Origin of the sequence: Qipengyuania psychrotolerans, assembly GCF_019711355.1 — a bacterium.
In the GTDB taxonomy this organism is placed as follows: domain Bacteria; phylum Pseudomonadota; class Alphaproteobacteria; order Sphingomonadales; family Sphingomonadaceae; genus Qipengyuania; species Qipengyuania psychrotolerans.
Map to the genome: position 1 here is coordinate 328,470 of NZ_CP081297.1, position 25,829 is coordinate 354,298.

Annotated in this window: 17 protein-coding genes and 2 riboswitches; of the genes, 12 read left to right on the plus strand and 5 right to left on the minus strand. The window is 61.6% G+C overall.

Annotated features, from left to right (window positions below; translation table 11 throughout):
* The first annotated feature begins 211 nt into the window (after nt 1–211).
* Nucleotides 212–1,069, plus strand: a complete 858-nt coding sequence (locus K3166_RS01650; protein WP_221422982.1) for an aldose 1-epimerase — start codon at nt 212–214, stop codon at nt 1,067–1,069.
* On the opposite strand, the gene galK is transcribed toward K3166_RS01650, so the two are convergent.
* From galK to K3166_RS01670, 4 genes are read right to left on the minus strand one after another with little or no spacing between them, the layout of a single operon-like run.
* Nucleotides 1,066–2,145: a galactokinase gene (galK, locus tag K3166_RS01655; protein WP_221422983.1), complete on the minus strand. Its 1,080-nt coding sequence runs from the start codon at nt 2,143–2,145 to the stop codon at nt 1,066–1,068. The genes K3166_RS01650 and galK overlap by 4 nt on opposite strands.
* Complete coding sequence (locus tag K3166_RS01660) at nt 2,142–3,152, minus strand: UDP-glucose--hexose-1-phosphate uridylyltransferase (protein ID WP_221422984.1); 1,011 nt, start codon at nt 3,150–3,152, stop codon at nt 2,142–2,144. Before K3166_RS01660 ends, galK begins: the two co-directional genes overlap by 4 nt.
* The gene (locus K3166_RS01665; RefSeq protein WP_221422985.1) at nt 3,149–5,269 is read right to left on the minus strand and encodes an alpha-galactosidase; all 2,121 of its coding nucleotides are present in this window, start codon (nt 5,267–5,269) and stop codon (nt 3,149–3,151) included. Before K3166_RS01665 ends, K3166_RS01660 begins: the two co-directional genes overlap by 4 nt.
* A gap of 9 nt (nt 5,270–5,278) precedes the next feature.
* Complete coding sequence (locus K3166_RS01670) at nt 5,279–6,781, minus strand: sodium:solute symporter family transporter (RefSeq protein WP_221422986.1); 1,503 nt, start codon at nt 6,779–6,781, stop codon at nt 5,279–5,281.
* 121 nt (nt 6,782–6,902) lie between these two features.
* Between K3166_RS01670 and K3166_RS01675 the strand changes: the two genes are divergently transcribed.
* The 6 genes from K3166_RS01675 to K3166_RS01700 all read left to right on the plus strand — a co-directional run bounded on the left by K3166_RS01675 (nt 6,903) and on the right by K3166_RS01700 (nt 16,484).
* On the plus strand, nt 6,903–8,780 hold the full coding sequence (locus K3166_RS01675) for a beta-galactosidase (protein ID WP_247714683.1): 1,878 nt from the start codon (nt 6,903–6,905) through the stop codon (nt 8,778–8,780).
* Nucleotides 8,781–8,855: 75 nt separating this feature from the next.
* Complete coding sequence (locus K3166_RS01680; RefSeq protein ID WP_221422987.1) at nt 8,856–10,280, plus strand: aldehyde dehydrogenase family protein; 1,425 nt, start codon at nt 8,856–8,858, stop codon at nt 10,278–10,280.
* A gap of 42 nt (nt 10,281–10,322) precedes the next feature.
* A complete protein-coding gene (locus K3166_RS01685; protein ID WP_221422988.1) occupies nt 10,323–13,889 on the plus strand; it encodes a hydantoinase B/oxoprolinase family protein in 3,567 nt (1,188 codons plus the stop codon).
* Nucleotides 13,886–14,557 (plus strand): DUF969 domain-containing protein, encoded by a 672-nt coding sequence (locus tag K3166_RS01690; RefSeq protein ID WP_221422989.1) that lies wholly within the window; start codon nt 13,886–13,888, stop codon nt 14,555–14,557. Before K3166_RS01685 ends, K3166_RS01690 begins: the two co-directional genes overlap by 4 nt.
* Entirely contained in the window at nt 14,554–15,504 is a 951-nt protein-coding gene (locus tag K3166_RS01695; protein ID WP_221422990.1) for a DUF979 domain-containing protein, read from the plus strand. The genes K3166_RS01690 and K3166_RS01695 overlap by 4 nt, the downstream gene beginning before the upstream one ends.
* Entirely contained in the window at nt 15,495–16,484 is a 990-nt protein-coding gene (locus K3166_RS01700; RefSeq protein ID WP_221422991.1) for a DUF2891 domain-containing protein, read from the plus strand. The genes K3166_RS01695 and K3166_RS01700 overlap by 10 nt, the downstream gene beginning before the upstream one ends.
* A gap of 1 nt (nt 16,485) precedes the next feature.
* Here the strand turns inward: K3166_RS01700 and K3166_RS01705 are convergent, their stop codons facing one another.
* A complete protein-coding gene (locus tag K3166_RS01705; protein ID WP_221422992.1) occupies nt 16,486–18,459 on the minus strand; it encodes a glycoside hydrolase family 3 C-terminal domain-containing protein in 1,974 nt (657 codons plus the stop codon).
* Nucleotides 18,460–18,780: 321 nt separating this feature from the next.
* On the opposite strand from K3166_RS01705, the gene K3166_RS01710 reads away from it, so the two are divergent.
* From K3166_RS01710 to K3166_RS01725, 5 genes are read left to right on the plus strand one after another with little or no spacing between them, the layout of a single operon-like run.
* Nucleotides 18,781–19,740, plus strand: a complete 960-nt coding sequence (locus tag K3166_RS01710; protein WP_221422993.1) for an ArsR/SmtB family transcription factor — start codon at nt 18,781–18,783, stop codon at nt 19,738–19,740.
* Between the two features lie 17 nt (nt 19,741–19,757).
* Nucleotides 19,758–20,663: a methylenetetrahydrofolate reductase gene (gene metF, locus K3166_RS01715; protein ID WP_221423910.1), complete on the plus strand. Its 906-nt coding sequence runs from the start codon at nt 19,758–19,760 to the stop codon at nt 20,661–20,663.
* Nucleotides 20,660–21,700 carry a homocysteine S-methyltransferase family protein gene (locus K3166_RS13420; RefSeq protein ID WP_247714685.1) on the plus strand — a complete coding sequence of 347 codons (1,041 nt, stop codon included), beginning with the start codon at nt 20,660–20,662 and terminating at the stop codon, nt 21,698–21,700. The genes metF and K3166_RS13420 overlap by 4 nt, the downstream gene beginning before the upstream one ends.
* The gene (gene metH / locus K3166_RS01720) at nt 21,700–24,324 is read left to right on the plus strand and encodes a methionine synthase (RefSeq protein WP_247714686.1); all 2,625 of its coding nucleotides are present in this window, start codon (nt 21,700–21,702) and stop codon (nt 24,322–24,324) included. The genes K3166_RS13420 and metH overlap by 1 nt, the downstream gene beginning before the upstream one ends.
* Nucleotides 24,325–24,355: 31 nt before the next feature.
* A complete protein-coding gene (locus K3166_RS01725; RefSeq protein WP_221422995.1) occupies nt 24,356–25,540 on the plus strand; it encodes a serine hydrolase domain-containing protein in 1,185 nt (394 codons plus the stop codon).
* Nucleotides 25,541–25,624: 84 nt separating this feature from the next.
* A riboswitch (glycine riboswitch) is annotated at nt 25,625–25,720 on the plus strand.
* A riboswitch (glycine riboswitch) is annotated at nt 25,721–25,825 on the plus strand. It abuts the riboswitch before it with no gap.
* Nucleotides 25,826–25,829: the final 4 nt, after the last annotated feature.

A 25,829-nucleotide genomic window follows, 5' to 3' on the forward strand; every position in this document is an offset into this window, starting at 1 on the left:
GGTCGCTCTCGTGAATTTCAGCATGCTACGTAATTAGTTACTGGATGCATGCCGGAACTCTGGCTCCGCGGAAAGGTACGGCCCTGCTGGCGGTCTCGTCCTTCCGGTATGGGGAGCTGGAAGGTTGGCAGAGCGCCTTGTGGATTTTCCTGAATGGAGCGAAGGTTTGGCGACCCGTGAACCATCAGAAATGTGCTTTCAGAAAATTCCGATGATCCATCTAGAAAACCGCGACCTCAGCATTTGCCTCGACCCTGAGATCGGCGGATCGGTCAGATCCGCCAAATGGCGGGGCCTCGACATTCTGAGGCCGCAGCAAGGCAGCAGTGTGCTTGGTTCCGCCTGTTTCCCGCTGGTCCCATTTTCCAACCGCATCGCACACTCCAGGTTCGATTGGGACGGGGCATCTGTGAAATTGCTGCCTAACCATCCAGGGGATGCCTCAAGTCCGGTAATTCACGGGTTCGGTTGGCTGGAGGCCTGGAGGGTAGCCGAAGCAACAGGCACGTCGGCAGTGCTGGTCTACGATCACGAGGCAGGAGACTGGCCGTGGCACTTTACAGCGGCGCAGTCGATCAGCCTGAGCGGAGACGGGTTTGAGTTGCAGCTATCGCTTGAAAACCGCGACAAACGGCCGATGCCAGCGGGATTGGGCTTTCATCCCTATTTTCCGCGCAGTGATCAGACGGTCTATCGCGGACTGCATGCCGGCGAATGGCACAACGATACCGGATGCATCCCGGTCGTCCTCACTGAGCACCAAGCCGCCAAGGATTGGTGGGATGGAAGTCCCGTTGGGACCCGGCTGGTCGATACTGTTTACACCAATAGGGCTGGGCCGCTGAAGATCGAATGGCCGGACCGCGGGTTCGGCATCGAGATCACGCCATCACCCAGCTTGCCCTTCACCACCATCTACGTACCCGAGCATGAAGACTTCTTCTGCGCCGAGCCGGTCAGTCACATGACAGATGCATTCAACCGCGACCCTGCCGAGAGCGGGCTGCGGGTGCTGGCCCCGGATGAGAAATGGTCGGTCTCGATGTCGCTCAGGGCATTCAGCCTCTAGACAACACGGAAGGCCCTATCGCCAAACTCTGCGGCGATTGCTTCTGCACGTTCGCTGGGCATGACAGCCACGACCGAACCGCCGAAGCCTGCGCCAGTCATTCTCGCGCCGCCAACCTCGCCGATCAGTTCCTGCAATCTTTCGGTCAGCCGATCGACCTGGGGCACGGACACCTCGAACAGGTCGCGCAGGGATGCGTGTCCTGCCTTGAGGATTTCGCCGAAACTGGCGAGATCGTTCGCAGCCAATGCGCGCAATGCCGAAGATACGCGGCTGATTTCCGTGATGACATGGCGGGCGCGGCGCTCGGCAAGCGGAGGCAGCGATGCAGCCTCCAGCTGTGCGATATCGGCATCGCGAAGGGTTGAGACGCCGAGCGCCTTTGCCGCCGCCTCGCACTGCTCCCGCCGGGCGTTATATTCGCCATCGACCAAGCCGCGCGTTACGCCGGAGTTCACGACCAACACCGCCCAATCGCCGGGAATTGGGGTGAGCGAGTAGTCGAGCGTTCGGCAATCCAGCAACATTGCATGGCCCGCCTCGCCAGCGGCAATCGCCATCTGGTCCATGATGCCGCAGGCGACGTGGGCATATTCATGCTCCGTGCGCTGGGCCTTTTTTGCCAAGGTAACGGGATCGATGCTTTCGCTCAAAGCGGCGGAAAAAGCGCGCCCAAGCGCGACGCAAAGAGAGGCTGACGACGACAGTCCTGATCCGCGCGGCAAGTCGCCCGTGATTGCAATGCGCAGTCCCGGAAGCCGCCCCTCCCACTGTGCGGCCATCCCGCGGACATAGGATCGCCAGTCCGGATCTGCTGGTGCTTCGGGCGAGGAGGCCGGAAACTCGTCATATTTATCAAGGTCGGCTGCAAACGCCTCGACCTGCGACCCCGACGTGATGGCCCAGGCCACCGCTGTCCCTTGCGCAATCGGCATGGGCAGCACAAGGCCATCGTTGTAGTCGACATGCTCGCCGATCAGATTGACCCTTCCCGGAGCAAAGGCGGTGCCATCGGGTCTTGCACCAAAGCGTTCCGTGAAGAGAGCCTCGGCGCGGGCTTTCAGATTAGCGCTCATCCCATACACTCCCGCAATCGCTGCGCAGCGGCTTCGGGTGTCAGATCCCGCTGCGTTTCGGCGAGCAATTCGAAACCGACCATGTGCTTGCGAATTTCTGCCGAGCGTAGCAGCGGCGGATAGAAATGCGCGTGAAGGCGCCAATGGGCGGTATCATCGCCAAGGCCGTGAGGCGCCCCATGCCAGCCCATCGAATAAGGAAAGTCGGTGTCGAATAGCGCGTCGTAAGCGGCGAGCAACTCGCCCAGAATTTGTGCCAGCCCATCGCGGGCAGCTGCCTCCAGATCTTCGAGCCGCCGGACATCGTCGCGGGCTATCAGAAGCGTTTCGAACGGCCAGGCGGCCCAGTGGGGGACGATTGCGAGCCAGTGGTCGTTGCGGGCGACTACCCGCTCCTTGGCGGCAAGTTCTGCATCGAGGATATCGCTCAGCAGCGCACTGCCGTGTTCAGCTGCATAGGAACGCTGTTTCCTGTCCTCGGTCTCCACGATCGTCGGAATGAAATCGCCTGCCCAGACCTGTCCGTGCGGATGGGGCGAAGATGCGCCCATCATGGCGCCCTTGTTCTCGAATATCTCGACATGGTCCCAGCGCGCGCCAAGCTGGGCTGACAGGGCACACCAGCTTTCGACCACGTGCCTGCGTCCCGCATCATCCATCCGGGCAAGGGTGGCGGAATGGTCGGGCGAATAACAAATCACCTGCGCTTCACCGCAGGCGGGTTCTTCCCGCAGCAATCCGCCGCGCCGATCACCTGTTTCGGTTTCCAGAAGAGCCGGGAAGTCATTCGCGAAGATGTGCGTGCCGTTAAATTGGGGGTTGGCTGCGCCTCCCATCCGCTGGTTACCCGGGCAAAGGTAGCAATCGGGATCATGGCTTTGCTGCGCGGACACCTGCGCGGGCTTGCGCTCGCCTTGCCAAGGACGTTTCATCCGCTGCGGACTGACGAGGACCCACTCTCCGGTGAGGCGGTTCAACCGGCGATGGGGCAATTCGTTCTGGCTCATGACGTAGCCTTAAGGTGAAAGATCAGCGCGCTTTCGGCAGGTAATGCCGGGATCGGCAGGCCGGCATTCGCGAGCCAGCTGCCCGTAAACTCCATGGGCGCCTCGCGCATTGCGCGGAAAGCCGGGGCACTGCGGGGCGTCAGCACGCCGCTGGATACAGCGGACTTGAGCAATTGGATGTTCCAGTTTCGGTCAGCGGCAAAAGGCAGCGGTATTGGCTGCGCACGTCGATCTTGGGCGTGGTCGCTGCGAATGATCCATAAAATGGCTTCCTCGCCGTTCCCCTGAGCCTGCCATAGAATTCCGTCATTCGCTTCGCCCAGCCATGTCGATCCGCCGTGAATGACTGGCCGCCATTGTTTGTAGAATTCGATCCATCCGGCCAGTTCTCCGCGGTCCGTTTCGGCCATTGCCGCCGGATCGAGTTCGACCCCGAAATGTCCTTGGCAGGCAATTGCCGCCCGAAAGCCCAGCGATTGTGTGCGTCCGGTCGCATGACTGGGACTTGCGCCAACATGCGCACCCATCGTTTCGGGCGGGGTCCAGGCAAGGAAGCTGCGTTGCACCGGAATACGGGCAAGGGCATCGATATTGTCGCTTGCCCAGAAGCGGTGGACGAACGGCAAGATCCCTGCATCTATCCGGCCGCCGCCGCCCGCACAGCTCTCGATCTCGACATGGGGATGGGCTGCGCGGACCCGGTGGAAAAGGTCGTAGCTTCCGCGCACCTGCGCCGCGCCGCCGGATGGCGAGTGATCGCGATTGTGGTCCCATTTCAGGTAAGAGATCGGAGCATTGGTAAGCAGGGTATCGAGGCAATCGAACAGGTAATCGCGAACCTCGCGCTGCCGCATATCAAGCACAAGCTGGTTGCGGGCGGTCGGATTGTCGCGTCCCGACAGGGCGAGCGCCCAGTCCGGGTGGGCGCGGTAAAGATCGCTGTCCGGATTGACCATTTCAGGCTCGACCCAAAGACCGAACTCCATTCCCAGGCTGCGCACTTTCTCGGCAATGGGTGCAAGGCCTTGCGGATACTTCTTCGGGTCGGGGGTCCAGTCCCCAAGGCCGGCATTGTCCGAGCCGCGTCCCCTGAACCAGCCGTCATCGAGAACGAACCGCTCGACACCGATTGCGGCCGCATCCTCGGCCAGCTTCGCAATCCTCGCCTCGTCATGGGCGAAATAGCAGGCTTCCCAGCTGTTGAGATGTACCGGGCGAGGGCGCATTTCCCCGTCCGGCCAATTGATCCGGCTACGCGCCGCCCCATGCATCTGCGCCATCGCCCCGTTCCGGCCGTGCATGGAAACAGCAAGCAGCGCTGGCGGCGCCTTGAAGCTTGCGCCGGGCTCTACGAAAGCTTCGCCGGGCTGCAACACTGCTTCAGCCTGCATGGTCCAGAAGCCCTCGTCATCGCGCTCGATCGACAGGCGGGTATCGCCAGACCACGCCAGTTGTAGTGCGTAGACGAGGCCGGCATCGAAGCAGGCGTCCCTGGTAAGAACATACGCTCCGGGCGGTCCGCCATGGCCTGTTAGGCCGCGGCGCGTTTCGCGGTACCATCCGTGCTGGGGCATCTGCTCGGCGCATTCGGAAAACTCGGCATTGTGCCTGCCCCGCCACGACAAGACTCGGTCTGCATCGGCGGGAAGCGGCAGCGCGGCGCTGGCTATCCGGACTATCTCGACCGGTGAACCGGACCGGTTCTCGATCGCCGTCTCGATCAGGAAGGTGCCTGATAATTCCGCAGTCATTTCGATTCTGACGGCGATCTTCGCAGATGGATCCACCAGTTCGAAACGCGTGCCGGCTTGGCTGGAGCGAACATCGCAATCCGAAAAATGCAGCGCGATATTCTCGCCGGAAGACTGGCGTAGTTGCAGTGCAGGCGGTGCAAAGGACCCCAGATCGCCCACCGGGAATACATCTGCCGGATTGTCCCGATCCATCGAGTAAGTGGCCGGCGCCCGTAGATCTGAAAGCGGAGGAAGGTTTGCCGGATCGACCCGCGCGCCAGCGTGACGCCAGATCGGCGGCGAAGAACCGCTTTCCTCCCAAACCAGGCTCGCCTGATCGGAATGGAGGGCAATCAACCGTGCGTGCGTCACTTCGCGGCTCATCGGCGCTTCCTAAGCAGCATTCTCGCCGTGGCCTGTGATCGGCCCTTTGCCGCGGAACAGCTCGAGGCCAATCCACTTGGCACGCCGGCCCAGAACGAAGCGATTGAACAGCAATGCCGACAGGATCGAGGCAGCCAGCGTCACGACCATGAAGTCGATGTAATGTAAGCCGACTGCTGCCGAGAAACCTTCGATAAACGTATAGGCGGCGTAAAGGGCGATCCCGCAAACAACGCCTGCAATGGCCGAACGCGCCGCGATATCCCTGAACAACAATCCGACGATGAAGGCCGACAAGATAGGCATAGAGGACAGCCCATTGAGCTGTTGCAGCAGGTTGATGATGCTTTCCGCATTCTGATACATCGGCACCAGCGCAATTGCCGTGATTGTCGCAACCACGCTCATCACTGCGCCCAGTTTCCAGTGGTTCTTGACTTCGCCCACGAATTGCTCGTGGAAATCGACAGAATAGAGCGCGACGGTCGAGTTCAGCACCGCGCTGAAAGTCGTGATGACTGCCGCCGCCACCATCGCGGCAAATGCCCCTGACAGCCATGTTGGCAGGACTTCTGCGACGAGCCGCCCGTAAGCCGCATCGCCAACATCCCCGAACAGCTTGAAGGCGACCACGCCCGGAATGACCACGATCGGGGGCACCACCAGAATGCGCACTGCCGCCGCAGCGAAAACGCCTTTCTGCGCCTCTTTGACCGTGGGGGCTGCCATCGCCTTTTGCGTGATGTTCTGGTTGGTCGACCAGTAAAAGATCTGGATGAAAGCCATGCCCGTGAACAGCGTGTGGAACGGGATCGGGCTATCTGCAGCGCCGACCATGCTCAGCCGTTCGGCAGGAACATCGGTTACGATGTCGAAATCCACTGCCGCCAGGGCGAGGAACACGATCAGCAAGGCCAGCGCGAGGATGCCAATGCCGGAAAACGTGTCCATCACGGCGACGGCGCGCAGGCCGCCAAACACGGTATAGGCCGCGCTGATCAGCGCGAGCCCGATCGAGAACACGATCAGCGGGATCGCTGCACCGAACAGGGATTGCAGGAACAGGCCGCCCGAATAAAGCGCTGCGGGCAGATAGATCAGCAAATTGCCGGCAATGAAGATTGCAGAAATCAGCGTCCGGATAGAGCGGCCGTCATAGCGGCGCTCGAGCAGCTCGGTCACGGTTGTGCAATTGTACCTGTAGTAAAGCGGCACGAAGACGAAGGCGAGCGCCATCAAGCCGACAAAGCCGGCAATCTCCCACCAAGCGAGAAGCAGCATCTGATTGCCGTTCATGCCGACCAGCTGGTCGGTAGACAGGTTGGTCAGCGTGATCGCGCCGGCGACGAAAATCCAGCTCAGGCCCTTGCCTGCAAGGAAGACGTCCTTTTCGGACCCATCGTGTTTGGCGCTGCGGACTTTCCACCAGGTCAGCGCGGCGACCAAGGAAAGCAGCGCGACGAACACTGCGAGCTGCAGCACGCTCCCGAATTGCGCCGTATCGCCGTACATCCAGTAGTCCTCCCTGGTCGGCTGCTTAACGCGCGCCTCTGGCCGTGGATAGGGCGCGCGGCGAAGTTTTACGCCTTCTCAGGCGATTGACCGCCCGAGACAATTGGCGGATGTGCGGCAGATGAGCACCACAGAGCCAGCCATGCACCTTGGCGTTTGCTATTACCCCGAGCATTGGCCCGAAGATCGCTGGCCGGAAGATGCACGCCTCATGCGCGAAACCGGTCTGACCCGCGTACGCATCGGCGAATTTGCCTGGAGCCGCATCGAGCCCGAGCCGGGCGTGTTCGATTGGGGCTGGCTCGACCGCGCTCTCGACGTGCTGCACGGGGCGGGGCTTGGCGTCATCATGGGCACGCCCACCGCCACGCCGCCAAAGTGGCTTAGCGACCGGATGCCGGACATGTTCGCGCTGACCCGCGATGGCAGGCCGCGCGGTTTCGGATCGCGCCGCCACTATTGTTTCAGCCACCAGGGATACCGCGAAGAGGCGGCCCGGATCACGCGCGCCGTGGCTGAACGCTATGGGGAGCACCCCGGTGTTGCCGCGTGGCAAACCGACAATGAATATGGCTGTCATGATACCGTGCAGAGCTTCTCCGCATCGGCGCGCGACGCCTTTCGGGTCTGGCTGGAACGCCGATATAAGAGCGTGCAAGCTTTGAACGAAGCCTGGGGCAATGTCTTCTGGAGCATGGAATACCGAAGCTTTGGCGAGATCGAATTGCCGAACCTGACAGTGACAGAGGCCAATCCGGCTCATTGGTTGGCGTTCCGGAGGTTTTCCTCCGGCCAGGTCGTCAGCTTCAACCGCGCACAGGTCGAAATCCTGCGCGAGCATTCGCCCGGGCGCGATATCACGCACAATGCGATGGGCTTTTATACAGGCTACGACCATCACGATCTCGCCGCCGATCTCGATGTGCTGGGCTGGGATAGCTATCCGCTCGGGTTCCTGGAGATGTTCCGCTTCTCGGAAGGGGAGAAGCGCCGATACGCCCGGCAAGGGCATCCCGATATCGCGGCGTTTCATCACGATCTTTATCGCGGCTGTGCGCGCGGTGGCAGGTGGTCTGTCCTTGAACAGCAGCCCGGACCGGTAAACTGGGCGCGGTATAATCCCGCGCCGCTTCCGGGCATGGTCAAGCTGTGGACCCTGGAAGCTTTCGCCCACGGCGCGGAACTGGTCAGCTATTTCCGCTGGCGGCAGTTTCCCAAGGCGCAGGAACAGATGCACGCCGGACTGCTGCGTCCGGACGGAGAACCGGCGCCCGCCCTGTCGGAAGCCCGGGAAGCTTCGGCGGAGCTGGCGCGGCTGGGCGATGCCGGCAAGGCGCCAAAACATGCAGCGCTGATATTTTCCTATGACAGCGAATGGATGACGCAAATCCAGCCGCAGGGTGAGGGGCGTTCTGCCCTCTGGGCTGCATTTTCATGCTATTCAGCGCTGCGCAGGCTTGGCCTTAATGTTGATATCGTTGCCCCTGGCGTCTCTCTTGATGGGTACATGCTCGTTATCGTGCCGTGCCTGCCGATTGTCACCGATGCTCTGATGGACGAGCTGGCGGCCAGCGATGCGCAAATCGTGATCGGTCCCCGTACCGGCACCCGCGACGATGATTTTGCGATACCCGACAGCCTGAACCACTCCGCATTGCAAGAGCTGATCGGCGGCAAGATCGTGCGCAGTGAAAGCCTGTCCGACAGGCTGGTCATGGAAGGCGATGGATGGGAGACCAGCGGCTGGCTGGACCATTATGAGGGAAGCGCAAAGCCTGAATTCGTCGCCAGGTCGGGCGAGATCACCGGCTACCACCACGGACGCGTCAGGCTGTGCTGTGCCTGGCCTCAGGGCCGTTTCCTCGAAGCACTGATCCAGCATGCAGCTGTCGATGCAGGTTTTGGCTCCGAGCCGCTGCCCGAGGGCATCCGGCGCCGGACACGCGGCACCGCCGTTTTCGAGTTCGATTACAACGCGGGCGAAGTCCGACTCGTCTGATGCGGATTGTCCCGCGGCCCTCGGGCCTATAGGGTCTCGATAAGCAACCGATTCTTGAGTTTGAGGAGAGAGAAGATGACCAAGGCATATGCGAACCTGATCGACGGGGAGATGGTCACCACCTCCGATACTATCGAAGTGCTGAACCCTGCCAACGAACAGGTTATTGGCGCCGTCCCGTCGTGCGGCAAGGAAGAGCTCGACCGCGCCGTTGCCGCCGCGCGCCGCGCCTTCAAAACCTGGAAAAAAACCAGCGCCGAAGAACGCCAGAAAGTCGTTCAGGGCATCGCCGCCGCGATCAAGGACAATGCCGATGAACTGTTCCGCCTGCTGACATCCGAACAGGGCAAGCCGCACGCGCAGGCCCAGCAGGAAATCTACGGCGCTGCAGGGCTTGCTGCTGCACAGTCCACCTTGACGCTGGATGATGTGATCAATCAGGACGACGAGCAGCGCCTGTCGCGCACCCGCCGCGTTCCGGTGGGTGTGGTCGGCGGCATCGTGCCGTGGAATTTCCCGATCATGATGGCGATCCAGAAGATCGTCCCCGCACTGGTGGCAGGGTGCACGATCGTGCTGAAGCCTTCTCCGTTCACGCCGCTGACGACGTTGCGGATTGCCGAACTGATCAAGGACGTGGTGCCTGCCGGTACCGTCAACATCATTACCGGGCCCGACGAACTCGGCCCGCTCATCACCGAACATCCCGATATCGACAAGATCACCTTCACCGGATCGACCGCGACCGGCAAGAAGATCATGGAAGACGCATCGCGCGACCTCAAGCGTATCACGCTGGAACTCGGCGGAAACGACGCCTCGATCGTGCTGCCCGATGCCGATGTCGAGAAAGTTGCCGAACAGCTGTTCTGGTCCAGCTTCTCCAATGCCGGACAGGTCTGCATCGCAGCCAAGCGCATCTACATTCACGAAGACATCTATGACGATCTGAGCAAGGCGATTGCCGATTATGCCAAGACCGTCGTGGTGGGCGATGGCTCGCAGCAGGGCACGGGGGTCGGTCCGATCCAGAACAAGAAGCAGTTCGAGCGCGTTTGCGAGCTGATCCAGGATGCCAAGGACAATGGCTACAAGTTCCTGACCGGCGGCGACAATGATCCCTCGGGCACCGGTTATTACGTGCCGATCACGATCCTCGACAACCCGCCGGAAGACGCGCGGATCGTTGCCGAGGAACAGTTCGGCCCGGTCATGCCCCTGATGAAGTTTGCGACGGTTGATGAAGCCATCGAGCGGGCGAACAATTCGGACTACGGCCTTGCCGGTGCGGTATGGACCAAGGACACCGAGAAGGGTGTCGAAATTGCCGAACAGCTCGAAACCGGGACCGTATGGATCAACGAATTCATGCAGCTTTCCCCGTTCACTCCGTTCGGCGGTCACAAGCAGTCGGGTATCGGTGCGGAATACGGTCTCGATGGCCTGAAGGAATTCACCAATCCCCAGGTGATCACCGTCAAGCGCGACGCTGCAGTCTGATCAGACCTTGCCTCTCCATCGCGCGTGCCTAGTGTGCGCGCGATGAGGGACCGGGAAGCCGCATGGCGCTTCGCGATTGATCGCGGAGGCACATTCACTGATGTCGTGGCCACCACGCCGCAGGGGCGGCTGGTGACCGACAAGCTTTTGTCAGAAAATCCCGGTCATTACGGCGATGCCGCGAGCGAGGCTGTGCGCCGCCTGATGGCCCGGCACGGTGAAGGCCCGATTGCAGAGCTGCGTATCGGGACGACGGTGGCGACCAATGCCTTGCTCGAACGAAAGGGCGAAAGGCTTGCGCTGCTAATCACGCGCGGCTTCGGCGATGCGCTGAGGATCGGCACGCAGGCGCGGCCGGAAATCTTTGCCCGGCACATCGTTCTCCCCGAGCAGCTGCCCGCACGAGTGGTCGAAATTGCCGAGCGCGTCAGTGCCTCGGGTGAAATCCTCCAGCCTCTCGATGAGGCGAAGACCCGTAACAATCTGGAAGCGCTGCGTGCCGAGGGTTTCGATGCGGTCGCAATCGTCCTCATGCACGGATGGAAATTCCGCGACCATGAAGAAACGGTGGCCCGCATTGCCCGCGATGCCGGATTTGCGCAGGTCAGCGTAAGTCACGAAGTGTCACCGCTGATAAAGCTCGTACCCCGCGGCGATACAACCGTGGTGGACGCCTATCTGTCGCCGGTTCTGCGGCGCTACACAGACGGCTTGCAAGCAGAACTACCGGATGCGCGGAGGCTGCGCTTCATGCAATCTAATGGCGGACTGGCCGAGGTCGGTGCGTTTCGCGGGAAGGACGCGATCCTGTCCGGGCCTGCTGGCGGTGTGGTAGGAATGGTTGCTGCTGGAAAGCCGCTCGGCCATTCAAAGCTGATCGGTTTCGACATGGGCGGGACCAGCACCGATGTCGTGCATTACGCAGGCGAGTGTGAATTGACCGGCGACAGCGTGGTCGCTGGCGTGCGGGTGGCCGCGCCGATGATGCAAATTCACACCGTGGCTGCTGGAGGCGGGTCAATCTGCCGCTTCGACGGCTCGCGTTTCCGCGTCGGACCGGAAAGCGCCGGGGCGAACCCCGGGCCTGCATGCTATCGCAAGGGCGGCCCGCTTACGGTCACCGATTGCAACCTGTACCTAAGCCGCATCGACCCGGCATACTTCCCAAGCGTTTTCGGACCGGGGGGTGACGAGCCGCTCGATCCGGCGGCTGCCAAGATGCGCCTGGAAGAAGTGGCGGCGAGCCTTCCTTTAGCAAAATCGTTGGAGGAAATTGCCGATGGCTTCTTGGCCATCGCCGTCGATTCCATGGCCAATGCGATCCGCAAAATCTCGGTGGCACGGGGCCACGACGTCACTGCCTACGCACTGGCCTGCTTTGGCGGGGCGGGCGGACAACACGCCTGCAGGGTGGCCGATGAACTTGGTATCGAGACGGTCCTGGTGCATCCGCTAGCGGGCATGCTTTCAGCTTATGGGATTGGCTTGGCCCCGGTAAAGACCATTCGCGAGGTCAGCCTTGTGCGGCCATTGGGCGAGGCATTTTCTGACGAATTGGATAATCTCGAAGCAGAAGCGCGCGCTGTGCTGGAAGACCAAGGCGTCGAGGAAGTCGAGATCGACGCGAGCGCGAGACTGCGCTTTGAAGGCAGCGATTCCATGCTATCGGTTCCATGCGGCGATACGGCGGAGATGGACGCTAGGTTCCGCAAGCTTCATCGCCAGCGCTTTGGCTACTCCGATGAGAGCGCGCCCATCGTGGTCGAGGCTCTAAGCGTCGAGGCCAGCGGTTCTTCAGGCGGGCTGGGCGAGGCGGGGGCCGAACCGCAATCGGCCAAGGGCAAGGCAACCGGCCATTGGCACACGGTCGAGCGCAGCAAGCTGCAAATTGGTGAGATCGTTCCGGGACCGGCTCTGGTCATCGATCCCGGCTCGACCACGGTCATCGAACAGGACTGGCAAGGCAGGCTGGCAGACGATGGCAGTCTGGTCCTGACCCGCACACGGGCGATCCAGCGCGACCGTGCTGCAGGAACCAGCGTCGATCCCGTCCGGCTCGAGATATTCAACAATCTGTTCATGGCGATTGCCGAAGAAATGGGCGTGGTCCTCCAATCGACTGCCACTTCGGTCAACATCAAGGAGCGCCTCGATTTCTCCTGTGCACTGTTCGATGCATCGGGCAGCCTGATCGCGAATGCTCCGCATATCCCTGTTCATCTGGGATCGATGGGCGACAGCATCGCCCGGGTGATCGAAGCGCGTGGCGGGGCGCGTGACGGGCGCGGCTTCCGGCGAGGCGATGCCTATGTCCTCAACGATCCGTATCGCGGCGGCACGCATCTGCCCGACATTACCGTGATCGTGCCGGTCTTTTATGGCGAAGACGGCGCAGAACCCGATGCTTTTGTTGCAGCGCGCGGCCACCATGCAGATATCGGCGGAATAGCGCCCGGATCGATGCCTCCCGAAAGCCGGACGATCGAGGAGGAGGGGGTCCTCATCGACAATGTCCTGATGGTCGACGAGGGACATTTTCGCGAGGACGCTATGCGCACGGTCCTTGCATCGGCGCGCTATCCTGCCCGTAATCCGGATCGCAATCTGTCGGATTTGCGCGCCCAGCTGGCGGCCTGCACGCGCGGGTCCGAGTTGCTCGTCCAGTCCGCGCGCGAACAGGGCGAAGCGGTAGTGACTGGCTATATGGATCACGTACTCGCCAATGCAGAAGAAAGCGTTCGCCGCCTGCTGGGCCAGCTGGAGGATGGCGAGTTTACCTATGCGATGGACAATGCCGCTGCCGTGAGTGTCGCCATTCGTATCGATCACAAGGCGCGCTCTGCCGTGTTTGATTTCACAGGCACAAGCGACCAGCTTCCGGACAATTTCAACGCTCCGCGCTCGATCACGCGCGCTGCCGCTCTCTATGTCCTGCGCACGCTGATCGACGATGCGATTCCCATGAATGATGGCTGCTTGAGGCCGGTTGAATTGATCGTGCCGCATGGTTCCATGTTGGACCCGCAACCGGGGGCGGCAGTCGTCGCAGGGAATGTCGAAACGAGCCAGGTTGTGACTGATGCGCTGTTTGCAGCGACGGGCAAGCTCGCGCCGAGCCAGGGGACGATGAACAATTTCACCTTCGGCAATTCCGAACACCAGTATTACGAAACCATCGCAGGTGGGTCCGGGGCGGGGCATGATCATGACGGCACCAGCGCGGTGCAAACGCATATGACAAACTCACGGCTGACCGATCCCGAGATCCTTGAAACGCGCCTGCCGGTAAGGCTCGACCGTTTTGCCATTCGGCGTGGATCGGGCGGCAAGGGGCGCCATGCCGGAGGGGACGGGGTGGAACGGCAATTGACCTTCCTCCAGCCAATGCGGGCCAACATGCTGGCGAATCGCCGGAAAATTGCGCCCAAGGGTATCTGCGGCGGCGGCGATGCACTGCCAGGCCGCAACTGGGTGGAGCGCGCCGATGGCAGCCGCGAGGATTTGGGCGCGACCGGATCGGCCCAGATGGAGCCGGGCGACGCGTTCGTCATCCTGACACCTGGCGGGGGCGGTTATGGCGGCGACGGGAATGGGGAGAAAGGCGAATGAACTACTGGCCCCTGCTGGGCATCGCCATCGTAGTGGCGGGCTTTGCGCTGCGGTTCAATCCATTACTGGTGGTGGTCAGCGCAGCATTGGCGACCGGCGTACTCGCTGGGCTTGACCTGACCGCAGTGATCGAGGCGCTGGGCAAGGCGTTCAATGACAACCGCTACATCAGTGTTACCTGGATTATCCTCCCGGTTATCGGTTTGCTCGAACGGTACGGCCTCCAGCAACGCGCCCGCGCAGTGATCGAAGGGGTCCGAGGTGCCACGATGGGCAAACTGCTCGTCATCTACCTTGGATTCCGCCAAATCACGGCGGCGCTGGGCATGAAAGACATTGGCGGCCACCCCCAAGCAGTGCGCCCATTGGTCGCTCCCATGGCAGAGGCCGCAGCCGAGAAATCGCATGGCACCTTGGCAGAGGGTGACCGGGAAAAAGTCCTCGCGATGGCTGCTGCAACCGACAATGTCGGCCTGTTCTTCGGCGAGGACATCTTCTTCGCCATTGCCTCGATCCTGCTCATTCAGGGGGTGTTTGAAAGCGCGGGCTATCCGCTCACGCCCCTGCAACTGTCGGTCTGGGCAATTCCCACGGCCATCTGTGCCTTCATCATCCACGGTTGGCGCATCTCGGCACTGGACCGCCGGCTGGGGAGGGCTGCATCGTGATCACTTACGAATGGCTCTATATCCTCGCAGGCGCTTTCTTCGCGATCTGGTCGCTGCTCAGCCTGCGTGACCGGCTTTGGGGCAATGCCGCATTCTGGGGGCTACTGGCCGCCAGCTTCTTCCTCGGCAGTCATGTTTCCGATTTCGTGAACGGTGTGCTTGTCCTGGCGATGGTTGGCATTGCGGGCATCGGCGGGCTCAAACGCAGTGATCCCCAGACCACCAGCCCGCAGGAGCGATTCGATTATGCGAAACTTTTCGGCAATCGGCTTTTCATTCCCGCATTGATCGTCCCGATCACGGCGGTCGCTGGCACGCTGCTGTATAACTTCACACCCCTAAGCGAAACAGGACTGTTCGAGGAGCGGCGCGAGACGTTGCTACTGTTCGGCATCGGCGTGCTGCTGGCGCTGGTCGCTGCAATGGCATGGCTGCGGCCGCCTGCCATCGCCCCGGCTGAAGAGGGGCGGCGATTGCTCGATTCGATCGGCTGGGCGGCCATCCTCCCGCAGATGCTGGCAGCGCTCGGTGCGGTGTTCGCGCTGGCAGGTGTCGGCGATATTATCGGCGGGCTGGCGGGTGAGGTGATCCCCGATGGCAGCGTGTTCCTGACCGTGGTCGTCTTCGCGCTGGGCATGGCGCTGTTCACGATGATCATGGGCAATGCCTTTGCCGCATTCCCTGTCATGGCTGCGGCCATCGGCATCCCGCTACTGGTCGAGGATTACGGCGGCAATCCGGCCGTCATTGGCGCGGTCGGAATGCTGGCGGGTTTCTGCGGCACATTGATGACGCCCATGGCGGCCAACTTCAACATCGTGCCAGCTGCCCTGCTCGAGCTGAAAGACCAGAACGGCGTGATCCGCCAGCAGATCGGCACTGCCGTACCGCTGTGGATCTGCAATGTGGCGATCATCTATATCGGAGCGTTCCTGCTGTGGAATTGACGCAAGCGACCGCCAGCAAATTTGCCGCAATCGCGCTCGGCCATGTTGCACGCGAATATCCCCACAAGCTCGACCATGTCATGGCGAGCGATGCCGACGTGCAGCCACCGCGCGTTCTGCACCCGTGTTTCTTCGGCAGTTTTGACTGGCACAGCTGCGTGCACGGGTGGTGGACTTTGCTCACATTGCGGCGGCTCTTTCCCGAAATGCCCGAGGCTGCTCAAATCGAGGAGTTGGCAGAAGCCACCTTCACACCGGACAAGCTGGCTGCCGAGCTGGCCTATCTGGACCGGCCCGATGCGCGCGGATTTGAACGACCCTATGGTTGGGCCTGGCTGCTCTATCTGCATCACGAGGCCGAGCGGCATCAGGACAGGCAATGGGGCGCGCGGATCGAGCCGCTCGCCAAAGCATTCGCCAAGCGTTTGAGCGCGTATCTTCAGGTCCTGACCTATCCCATCACCGTCGGGACGCATTTCAACACCAGTTTTGCGCTGTGCCTGGCCCGCGAATGGGCGGAAAGCCGGGATCCGGTCCTGATTGCCACGATCGACGAGTGGTCGCTTGCCGCCTTTGCCGCCAAGGGCGCCTATGTCGGGTGGGAACCGGGCGGTGACGAGTTCCTTTCGCCGGTCCTATCGGCGGCCATGCTGATGAGCCGTGTCATGCCGTACACCCAGTTCGCACCGTGGTTCGACCAGCTGGTGATCGCCAACGGATGGCTCGAAAGCGAGTGCCGCCCTGTCACCGTGTCAGACCGCAGCGATGGCAAGATCGCCCATCTCGACGGCTTGAACCTGAGCCGTGCGTGGAACCTGCGCGCCATCGGCAATGCGCTCGGCGACGATCACGCCGGATCACTCATTGCAAGGCGCGCCGAGGACCATCTGGCTGCGGCTTTACCGCATGTGGCAGGAGACTACGCCGGCGAACACTGGCTTGCCAGTTTCGCTCTTCTGGCAATGCTCGAAAAAGGTTAGTTCAGGCGCGGCGCAGACCGGTGGCCGCTTCCCGGGACCTACCGCGAACGAAGCCGCTCATGGCCTTTGCCACAGCTTCCGGCAGCTCGATTTCTCCGCCCAGCGTGCGCTCGGATGACAGGCCGACCCTGATATCGAGGAGGCCGCCTTCGACGATGAACCGACCGTCCTCGCGGTACTGGCCGATCTCTTCCCTGCCGAGTTCAAACGTTACAGTCGCGCGCTCGCCCGGAGCGAGCGAAATTCGCTGAAACCCCCGCAAACTCGGGCGGCTGGGCAGATGGCGTCCGCGAAAGCGGCGCAGGAACAGCTGGACTGTTTCTTCGCCTGCGAATTCGCCGGCGTTGCGCAGTTGGACAGTGGCGACAAGGTGGTCGGGCGCAAGATCGAGCGTGCAATCGGTCAACGCAAAATCGGCGTAATGCAGGCCGTGCCCGAACGGCAGGCCGTGGCTTTCATCCGTTGCAGGTAGAGCCATCGGTAATTTCCCGCTTGGCGCAAATTCGCCGGTCAGGATTTCCGCAATGGCATGCCCGCTCATCGTGCCGAGCTGGCCGGCATGGACGACACACGCCAGCGGGCTTGCGCCAATGACCGGATCGAGCGGTACGGCACCCATCGTGACGAGCACGATATTGTCAGTCACCGTGCGTAGCGACGATAGCAACTGCCTCTGGGCTTCTGCCAGCGTGGCACCCGCACCTTCGCCAAGCACGACAATGACCGTGTGCGAACGCTTGGCAGCTTCGCAGGCCATGCCGATCGCCATGCTGTCAGCCTCGATCATCCGGCCGACCGGCGAGTTTTCCTGGCGCAGCGCGAGGCCTGGCGCAAACTTGTGCGGGATGCCGAGCTGTTCGAGCCCGTCGATCACGCTCGCGGCGAGGCCTTCGCGGCCAGCCAGCGGTAGCCTGCGATCATTGGCCGCATTGCCGATCACGAGGATGTCGTTCGAATCGATACCAAGCGGCAGGAGAGCGGGCTCATTGCGCAGCAGCACCACTGACTTACGTGCCAATGCCAGCGCGTTTTCGCGGTTCTGAACGGGGGTTGGCAAGGATCCGCGGCGTCGCACGGCCTCGCGGCCAAGCGGCGCGCTGAACAGGCCGAGGGCGTATTTCGCCCGCAGGACCCGCGTCACCGCATCGTCGAGGCGCGCCAACGGGATCGTGCCTTTCTCGACTGCCGCTACCAGCGCATCTACCGACAGGAAATTGCCGCTTTCGATATGCTCGCTGTCTCGCGCGGCAGCGGCCAGGGCTTTCCACTCTGACAGGATGATGCCGTCGAAAGCACCGGGCGCCTGTAGAAAGCCAAAGGAGCGCTGGGCTTCGCGGTTCTGGAAGCCATCGGTGCCGCCGAAACTGATTGATCCAAGGTAACCCTGGCCTACGACGGTAGCTGCAACCGAAAGAGCATCGCCAATATCTCTGCTGGAAGCACTCCCGCCGCTTGCGTGACCGAACAGGCGCGTCAGATCGAGGCAGGCGAGGACACCTTCCTCGGCCCCTTGCTTCATAGCCTGCAGGCCCCTGACCCGGGCGGCAGCGATCGCGGCCGACAGATGAACCTGCTCGGCGGCGTGACCGAAACTTTTGCGTGCGGCAGAAGCCAGGTAGCCAGCTTCGGGTGCCATGGCCCAGTTCACACCGCGAGCGATCGCTTCACCTGCGATGACGCTTTCTGCGGCCTCGATAGCGTCCATGTCCCAGCTGGCGGCTGCGGCCATCGGGGTCGGGAAGATTGTTTCGACACCTGTTCCGGTTTCAAACGGGAACAATAGCGGGATGCCAAGCCGCGATTCTTCGATGGCCATCTGCTGCAATGCTTCGGCCTGGACCTTGGACGCGACCCCCTCGACTGCGGTGACCAGGCCTTCACGCAGCGCACGCGAAAAAGCCTCGGTCTCGCCCCGGTCCTGCGGGTCTGGGGCAGCGACAATCGCCAGTTGCCCAGCCTTTTCGGCAGTGGTCATGTAAGAGAGGAGGTCTGAAACGACGCGTTCGCAACCTGGGTCCGGCAGGTTATGAATCATAACCTTGCACCGGAGGTGTCGCCTGCCGCGGTGGGCCGGGCCATCGATGGCCGTAAGGTGCAGCGTTGGAACATTGGTCCTCTCGCAGACGCGACTTTGCGCAGGGTCAGGGCCCTGCAGGCGGTTCAGGAGAAGATGTCTGACGGAAACTGGTAAATTTCCCGTTAGCGGCAAACGGTTATCGGTCGCTCGGGACACACGGTTGGGCCTACCTATTTTGGCGCATTTACAGATATAAAAATATCTTTATATGTTCTGTCCATGCGGACCGAAGCCATCTTTCGCGCGCTTGCCGATCCTACCCGCCTGCGTATTTTGCGCTTGCTGGGTTCGATGGAGCTTGCCGTGGGCGAAGTGGCTCAGGTTCTCGGGCAGAGCCAGCCGCGCGTTTCACGTCATATCGGGATATTGTGCGATGCCGGTCTTGCCGAACGTCGCCGCGAAGGCAGCTGGATATTCCTGCGGGCGCGCGGCGATGCCGCGCTGTGCGACGATGTGCTGCGCTTGCTCAAACAAGCCGAGATCGCCGATCCCGTATTTGCTGAGCTTTGCGAAGGGGATCGCCGCAAGCTGGCAGAAATCCGCTCGGCGCGTGAACAGCAGGCCGAACAATATTTTGCAGATCACGCCGACGATTGGGACGAACTACGCCGGCTTCATTCGTCGGATGACGAGGTGGAAGCCGCCTTGCGCGCATCGCTCGGCGACCTGAACCTTGGCCGCCTGCTCGATATCGGCACGGGCACCGGACGCATGGCCGAGCTTTTCGCCGAAGGTGCCGAACACATTGTCGCGCTGGACAAAAGCCTCGCGATGTTGCGCGTTGCACGGGCCAAGTTGCAGCATTTGCCCACCGACCGGGTCGAGTTGATACAGGGCGATTTCGCATCGCTCCCGTTCCCTTCGGGCAGCTTTGACACTGTCCTGTTTCACCAGGTCCTGCATTTTGCGCCGAGCCCGGCGCTGGTCCTTTCGGAGGCGGCCCGGGTCACCCGCGAAAACGGGCAGGTTGCGATCGTCGATTTCGCCGCGCATCAGCGCGAAGAGCTGCGCGAACGTCATGCCCACGCCCGGCTTGGCTTTGCTGACGACCACATGGCGCGATTGCTTGAAGATGCAGGCTTTGTGCCTGCTGATCCGGTGGCGCTTGAAGATGGCGAACTGGCCGTGAAAATCTGGATTGCACGTCGCCGGATGGCGGAAGGAAGGAAAGCGTCTTGAGCCCGACACTCGATCAGATGCGCGAAGCACAGCGCGCACTCGAAGCACCGCTTTTCTCAGGCCTAGCGGGCGATATCGACGTAAGCTTCGAATTCTTTCCGCCCAAGACGGACAAGATGGCGCAGACCTTGTGGCACAGCGTGGAAACGCTCTCGCCCCTGTCGCCGCGCTTTGTTTCGGTCACCTATGGCGCCGGGGGCTCGACCCGTGAACGGACCCACGAGGCTGTTCGCAGGATCGTCAACGAAACTCAGATGCCTGCCGCTGCGCACCTCACCTGTGTCAATGCGACGCGCGAAGAGGTCGATGCCGTCGCGCGCGAGTACTGGGAAGAAGGTGTGCGCCACATCGTCGCCCTGCGCGGCGATCCGCCGGAGGGCGGCAGCGCGTACACCCCGCACCCGGGTGGCTACGCGAATGCAGCCGAGCTGATCGCGGGCCTGAAGAAGGTCGCCGATTTCGAAATTTCGGTAGCTGCCTATCCGGAAGTTCACCCGGATTCGCCCGACCGGCAGGCCGATCTCGACAATCTGAAACGCAAATTCGATGCCGGAGCGACGCGGGCGATCACGCAGTTCTTCTTCGATCCGGAATGCTTCTTCGAATTTCGCGACAAGGCCGTCGCAGCGGGCATCGAAGGGGAGATCGTACCCGGCGTCATGCCAGTGCTGAGCTTCAGCGCGGTTCAGCGCATGAGCGGTCTGTGCGGCACCGGCATTCCCGATTGGATGGAAGGCCTGTTCGAGGGGCTCGACGAAAAACCCGAGGCGCGCCAATTGGTCAGCGCCACCATAGCGGCTGAAATGTGCCGCAGGCTGTATGCTGGCGGTGTCCGCCAGTTCCATTTCTACACGTTGAACCGCGCCGAATTGAGTTATGCGATTTGCCACATGCTCGGTCTGCGTCCGGAGGCCAGGCAATGACCAAGCGCGAAGAGTTTGAAGCTGCCGCCAGCAAAGGCATCCTGATCAAGGACGGTCCTTACGGAACGGAAATCCAGCGCGCTGCACTCGCGCCAGAGGATTACGCAGGCGATACCGGTCTGGCAGCCGACCAGAAGGGTAATAACGACCTCGTGAACCTGACCCAGCCGCAGGTCATTCGGGCCATTTGCGATAGTTATATCGACGCAGGCGCGCACATCCTTGCCACCAATACATTCAATGCGAACCGCATCAGCCAGGCCGACTACGGCGCCGAAGGACTGGTGCGCGACATCAATGTTTCGGCCGCGCGTATCATTCGCGAGGCGATCGATGCGCGTGACGACGGCGTGCAGCGCTTTGTCGCCGGTGCGGTCGGCCCGACCAACAAGACTTTATCGCTGTCACCCGATGTTGAAGACCCCGGTTACCGCGAGGTCACCTTCGATGAAATCGTCGATGTCTACCGTGAGCAGTGTACTGCGCTGATCGAAGGCGGAGCGGACTTCATCCTGATTGAAACCGTGTTCGATACGCTCAATTGCAAGGCGGCAATCATGGCGGTGAAGCGGGTCGAGCGTGAACTTGGCCGGGATATACCGCTGATGATTTCGCTGACCCTGACCGACCTGTCGGGCCGCAATCTGTCGGGCCATACGGTCGAGGCATTCTGGTACACTGTCCGCCACGCCAAGCCGCTGACCATCGGGCTGAACTGCAGCTTCGGTGCAGAACAATTGCGGCCGCATGTGCAGATATTGTCCGATATCGCCGACACGTATCTCATGGCCTACCCGAATGCGGGCCTGCCGAACGATCTCGGTGAATATGACGAAGTGCCGGAAACCACCGCTGCGCTCACCCGCGTATGGGCGGAGAACGGCCGTATCAATGCGCTCGGCGGGTGCTGCGGCTCCACTCCGGCCCATATCGCTGCCATGGCGAAGGCAGTAGAGGGGCTGGCACCGCGCAAATTGCCGGTGATTGCCCCCGACATGCACCTCGCCGGTCTCGAACCATTTACGATTGCTGCCTGATGAGTGACCTGACAACCGCCCGCTTCGTCAACATCGGCGAACGCACCAATGTGACCGGGTCGGCCCGCTTCAAGAAGCTGATCATGGCGGACGATTACGAAACGGCCGTTGAGGTCGCGCGCGAGCAGGTCGAAAACGGCGCGCAGGTGATCGACGTGAACATGGACGAAGGGCTGCTCGACGCGGTTCATGCCATGACGACCTTCCTCAAGCTGATCGCTGCGGAACCCGATATCGCGCGCGTACCGGTCATGATCGACAGCTCGAAATTCGAGGTGATCGAGGCGGGGCTGAAATGTGTATCGGGCAAGCCGATCGTCAATTCCATCAGCATGAAGGAAGGCGAGGAGCAATTCCTCGATCATGCCCGCATCTGCATGGATTATGGCGCTGCCGCAGTGGTGATGGCATTCGACGAGACAGGTCAGGCCGATACGAAAGAGCGGAAGGTCGAGATCTGCTCTCGCGCCTATGACCTGTTGACCGGCATCGGCTTCCCGCCTGAAGATATCATTTTCGACCCGAACATCTTCGCTGTGGCCACGGGGATCGAGGAACACGACCGCTATGGTCTCGACTTCCTCGAAGCGGTTGCCGAAATCAAGCAGCGCTGCCCCCATGCCAAGACAAGCGGCGGACTGTCGAACCTGTCCTTCAGCTTCCGCGGGAACGAGACTGTACGCCGTGCGATGCATTCGGTCTTCCTGTTCCATGCGATACCTGCCGGGCTGGACATGGCCATCGTCAACGCCGGACAGCTCGACGTCTACGATCAAATCGATCCGCAATTACGCGAAGCGGTCGAGGACGTGATCCTCATGCGCCGCCCGGATGCGACCGAGCGGCTGATTGATCTTGCCGAAAGCTACAAGGGCAAGACCGCGGCGGACGAGAAGGCCGAAGAGGAATGGCGCGGCTGGCCGGTCGTCAAGCGGCTCGAACATGCACTGGTCAAAGGCATCGATGCCCATGTGGTGGCCGACACCGAGGAGGCCCGCCAGCAAGTGGAGGCGGACGGTGGACGCCCAATCGAGGTTATCGAAGGCCCGCTGATGGACGGCATGAATGTCGTTGGCGACCTGTTCGGCAGCGGCAAGATGTTCCTGCCGCAGGTGGTCAAGTCGGCCCGCGTCATGAAGAAGGCGGTAGCGCACCTCATCCCTTTCATCGAAGCGGAGAAGGAAGCATCCGGGCTTGCCAACCAGTCCAAGGGCAAGATCGTGATGGCGACGGTAAAGGGCGACGTCCACGATATCGGCAAGAACATCGTGGGCGTGGTCCTCCAGTGTAATGGCTACGAAGTGATCGACCTGGGCGTCATGGTCCCGTGGTCGCAAATCCTGCAGGCAGCCAAGGACGCGGACGCCGACATGATCGGCTTGTCCGGCCTGATCACGCCTTCGCTGGACGAAATGGTGACCGTCGCAGAAGAAATGCAGCGCGCCGGGATGACCATGCCGCTGCTGATTGGCGGCGCGACCACCAGCAAAGTGCACACCGCGCTGCGCATCGATCCCGCATATGACGGTCCGGTGATCCACGTTCTCGATGCTAGCCGTGCCGTGGGCGTCGCCAGCCGGCTGCTATCCGATACCCAATGCGACGAGTTCGTGGAGGCAACTGCCGCCGAATACGTCAAGGTCCGCGAGGCGCGTGCGGGCAAATCGCCAAGCGTGCTGCTTTCGCTCGATGAAGCGCGTTCAAACTATTACGACGCCTTCCTGTCAGACAAGGCGGCACCGCCCCTGCAGCCGGGCATCCATACCTTCGATGGATGGGACCTGTCCGATTTGCGCGAGTACATCGACTGGACCCCTTTCTTCCGCGCGTGGGAACTGCACGGAAACTATCCCGCCATCCTGACTGACGAAGTTGTCGGTGAAACATCGCGGCAATTGTTCGATGATGCCAACGCCATGCTCGACCGCATTGTCGCGGAGAAGTGGCTGACCGCGAAGGGTGTGGCAGGTTTCTGGCCCTGCGCCCGCGACGGCGATGACGTGACGATCTACAATGACGATGGCAGCGAGCATGTGTCGCTCCCGTTCCTGCGCCAGCAAGTGAAGAAATCGCGTGACCGGGCCAACATGTGCCTTGCCGACTTCATCGATCCGGCGGGTGACTGGATCGGCGGATTTGCCGTCGGCATTCACGGGATCGAAGACCATTCGAAAGCCTTCCTTGCCGACAAGGACGATTACTCCGACATCCTGCTGAAGGCGCTGGCAGATCGCTTCGCCGAGGCATTTGCGGAACGTTTGCACAAACATGTGCGCACTGATCTGTGGGGCTATGCGCCGCAGGAACAGCTGACCAATGACGGCCTGATCAAGGAAAAATACCGCGGGATTCGCCCAGCACCGGGCTATCCCGCGTGCCCCGACCACAGCCTGAAGCCGGTCCTGTTCGACTTGCTTGATGCAGAAGCCAACACCGGCATTTCGCTGACCGAGAATTTCGCAATGTATCCCACCGCTGCGGTCAGCGGCTTCTACTTCGGCCACCCCGAAAGCCAGTATTTCGGCGTGGCGCGGATCGGACGCGACCAGCTGGAAGATTATGCGGCGCGTCGCGGGGTAGACCTGGAAACGGCTGAACGGTGGCTTCGGCCCAATCTCGATTGACGAGCGCGGCGCGCTCGCGCAGCGTGCGGCCATGCGTGCCATTGCCCTTGTTCTCGCCCCGCTTGCTGCCGCGTGTTCGACCGTGACGAGCGAGCCCGCCCCTCCCGCCAGCGTGGCAGTGGTTTTTGACCGCGAAACTATGACGCGACCCATTATCGAGGGTGTCGCCGATCGCGGCACAGGAAGGCCGGTCGAAGCCAACGACCCCGTCCGAATTGCCAGCATTTCGAAGTTGATCATGGCGCTCGCAACCTTGCAGCTTGTCGATGAAGGCAAGGTCGAATTAGGCGCGGACGTATCGGACTATCTTGGCTGGAAGGTACGCCACCCCGATTATCCGGATGTGCCGGTTACGCTTGCGCAATTGCTGATGCACCGTTCGGGCCTGCGGGACGATGCGGGCTATGTCGTGCCTTTGGGCGAAAGCCTGGAAACCCGGCTGGCGGAGCCGGAAGCATGGTATCGCGGCGCCCCTCCGGGCGATGCTCCTTTCGAATATGCCAATCTTGGATCACCGCTGGTAGCTACGGTACTCGAAGCGGCGAGCGGTGAGCGTTATGATCGTCTGATTGATCGTACCTTATTTGCTCCGCTCGGGATCGAAGCGTGTCTCAACTGGATAGGCTGCTCGCAAGGGTTCGCCGATAGTGCCGTCGTGCTTTATCGCAGTGGCGGCGAAGTGGCACGAGATGATGCGGCAGACCGGCCACCGAACTGCACCATCCCTGTCGGCGATGGGGAGGATTGCAGTCTCGAAAACTACCAACCGGGCACCAATGCTTCCATCTTCTCACCCCAGGGCGGCGTACGGATCGGTATGGAGGACCTGGCGAAAATCGGCCAGGAACTCCTCAAGCCGGCGGAGCAGAGTTTTTTCTCCGAGAGGGTGTTGGGTGAACTGATCTTCTCGATGATGGCCGCCCCGAAGAATGTCGAGTTTTTCTGCGGTTACGGCGCTGGTATCCAGATGATCGAAGTGCCGAACCATGGATGTAACGATGCCCTGTTCGGCGATGGGAAACCTCGCATCGGGCACGCCGGTGAAGCATACGGTTTGCGCTCAGGCCTGTGGCTCGATCACGAAGGGGGCACGGGCATCGCCTATTTCGTGACTGCTGTGCCCGACCGGACCGCACCCGATGAAGGCGGTTTCGCACCTGAAGAAGTGGCGCTCGTGCGCCGCGCGCAGGAAATGACCGCCAAAGCGGGGAAATAAGCGCATTTCGCCTGTTCTAGGCAATTGACCGCACCGCCCGAATCGCGCATCGCCGATCCGTCGGCCACGGAAGCGATTCTGCGGCAGGCGCGCATGGGAGAGACTGCGCGGGGAAGTCCGCGCAGCGCCGAAGGAGCAACCGCCCCGGAAACTCTCAGGCCAAGGGACCGTGCGCTGCCATCGACACTCTGGAAAGCGCCCTTCGCGTCTCGCGGCGGGCCACCGAAGGGGTAAGCCTGCTCATTTGCAGGCCAGTCTCTCAGGTCACCCGACAGAGGGGGCATGCGTT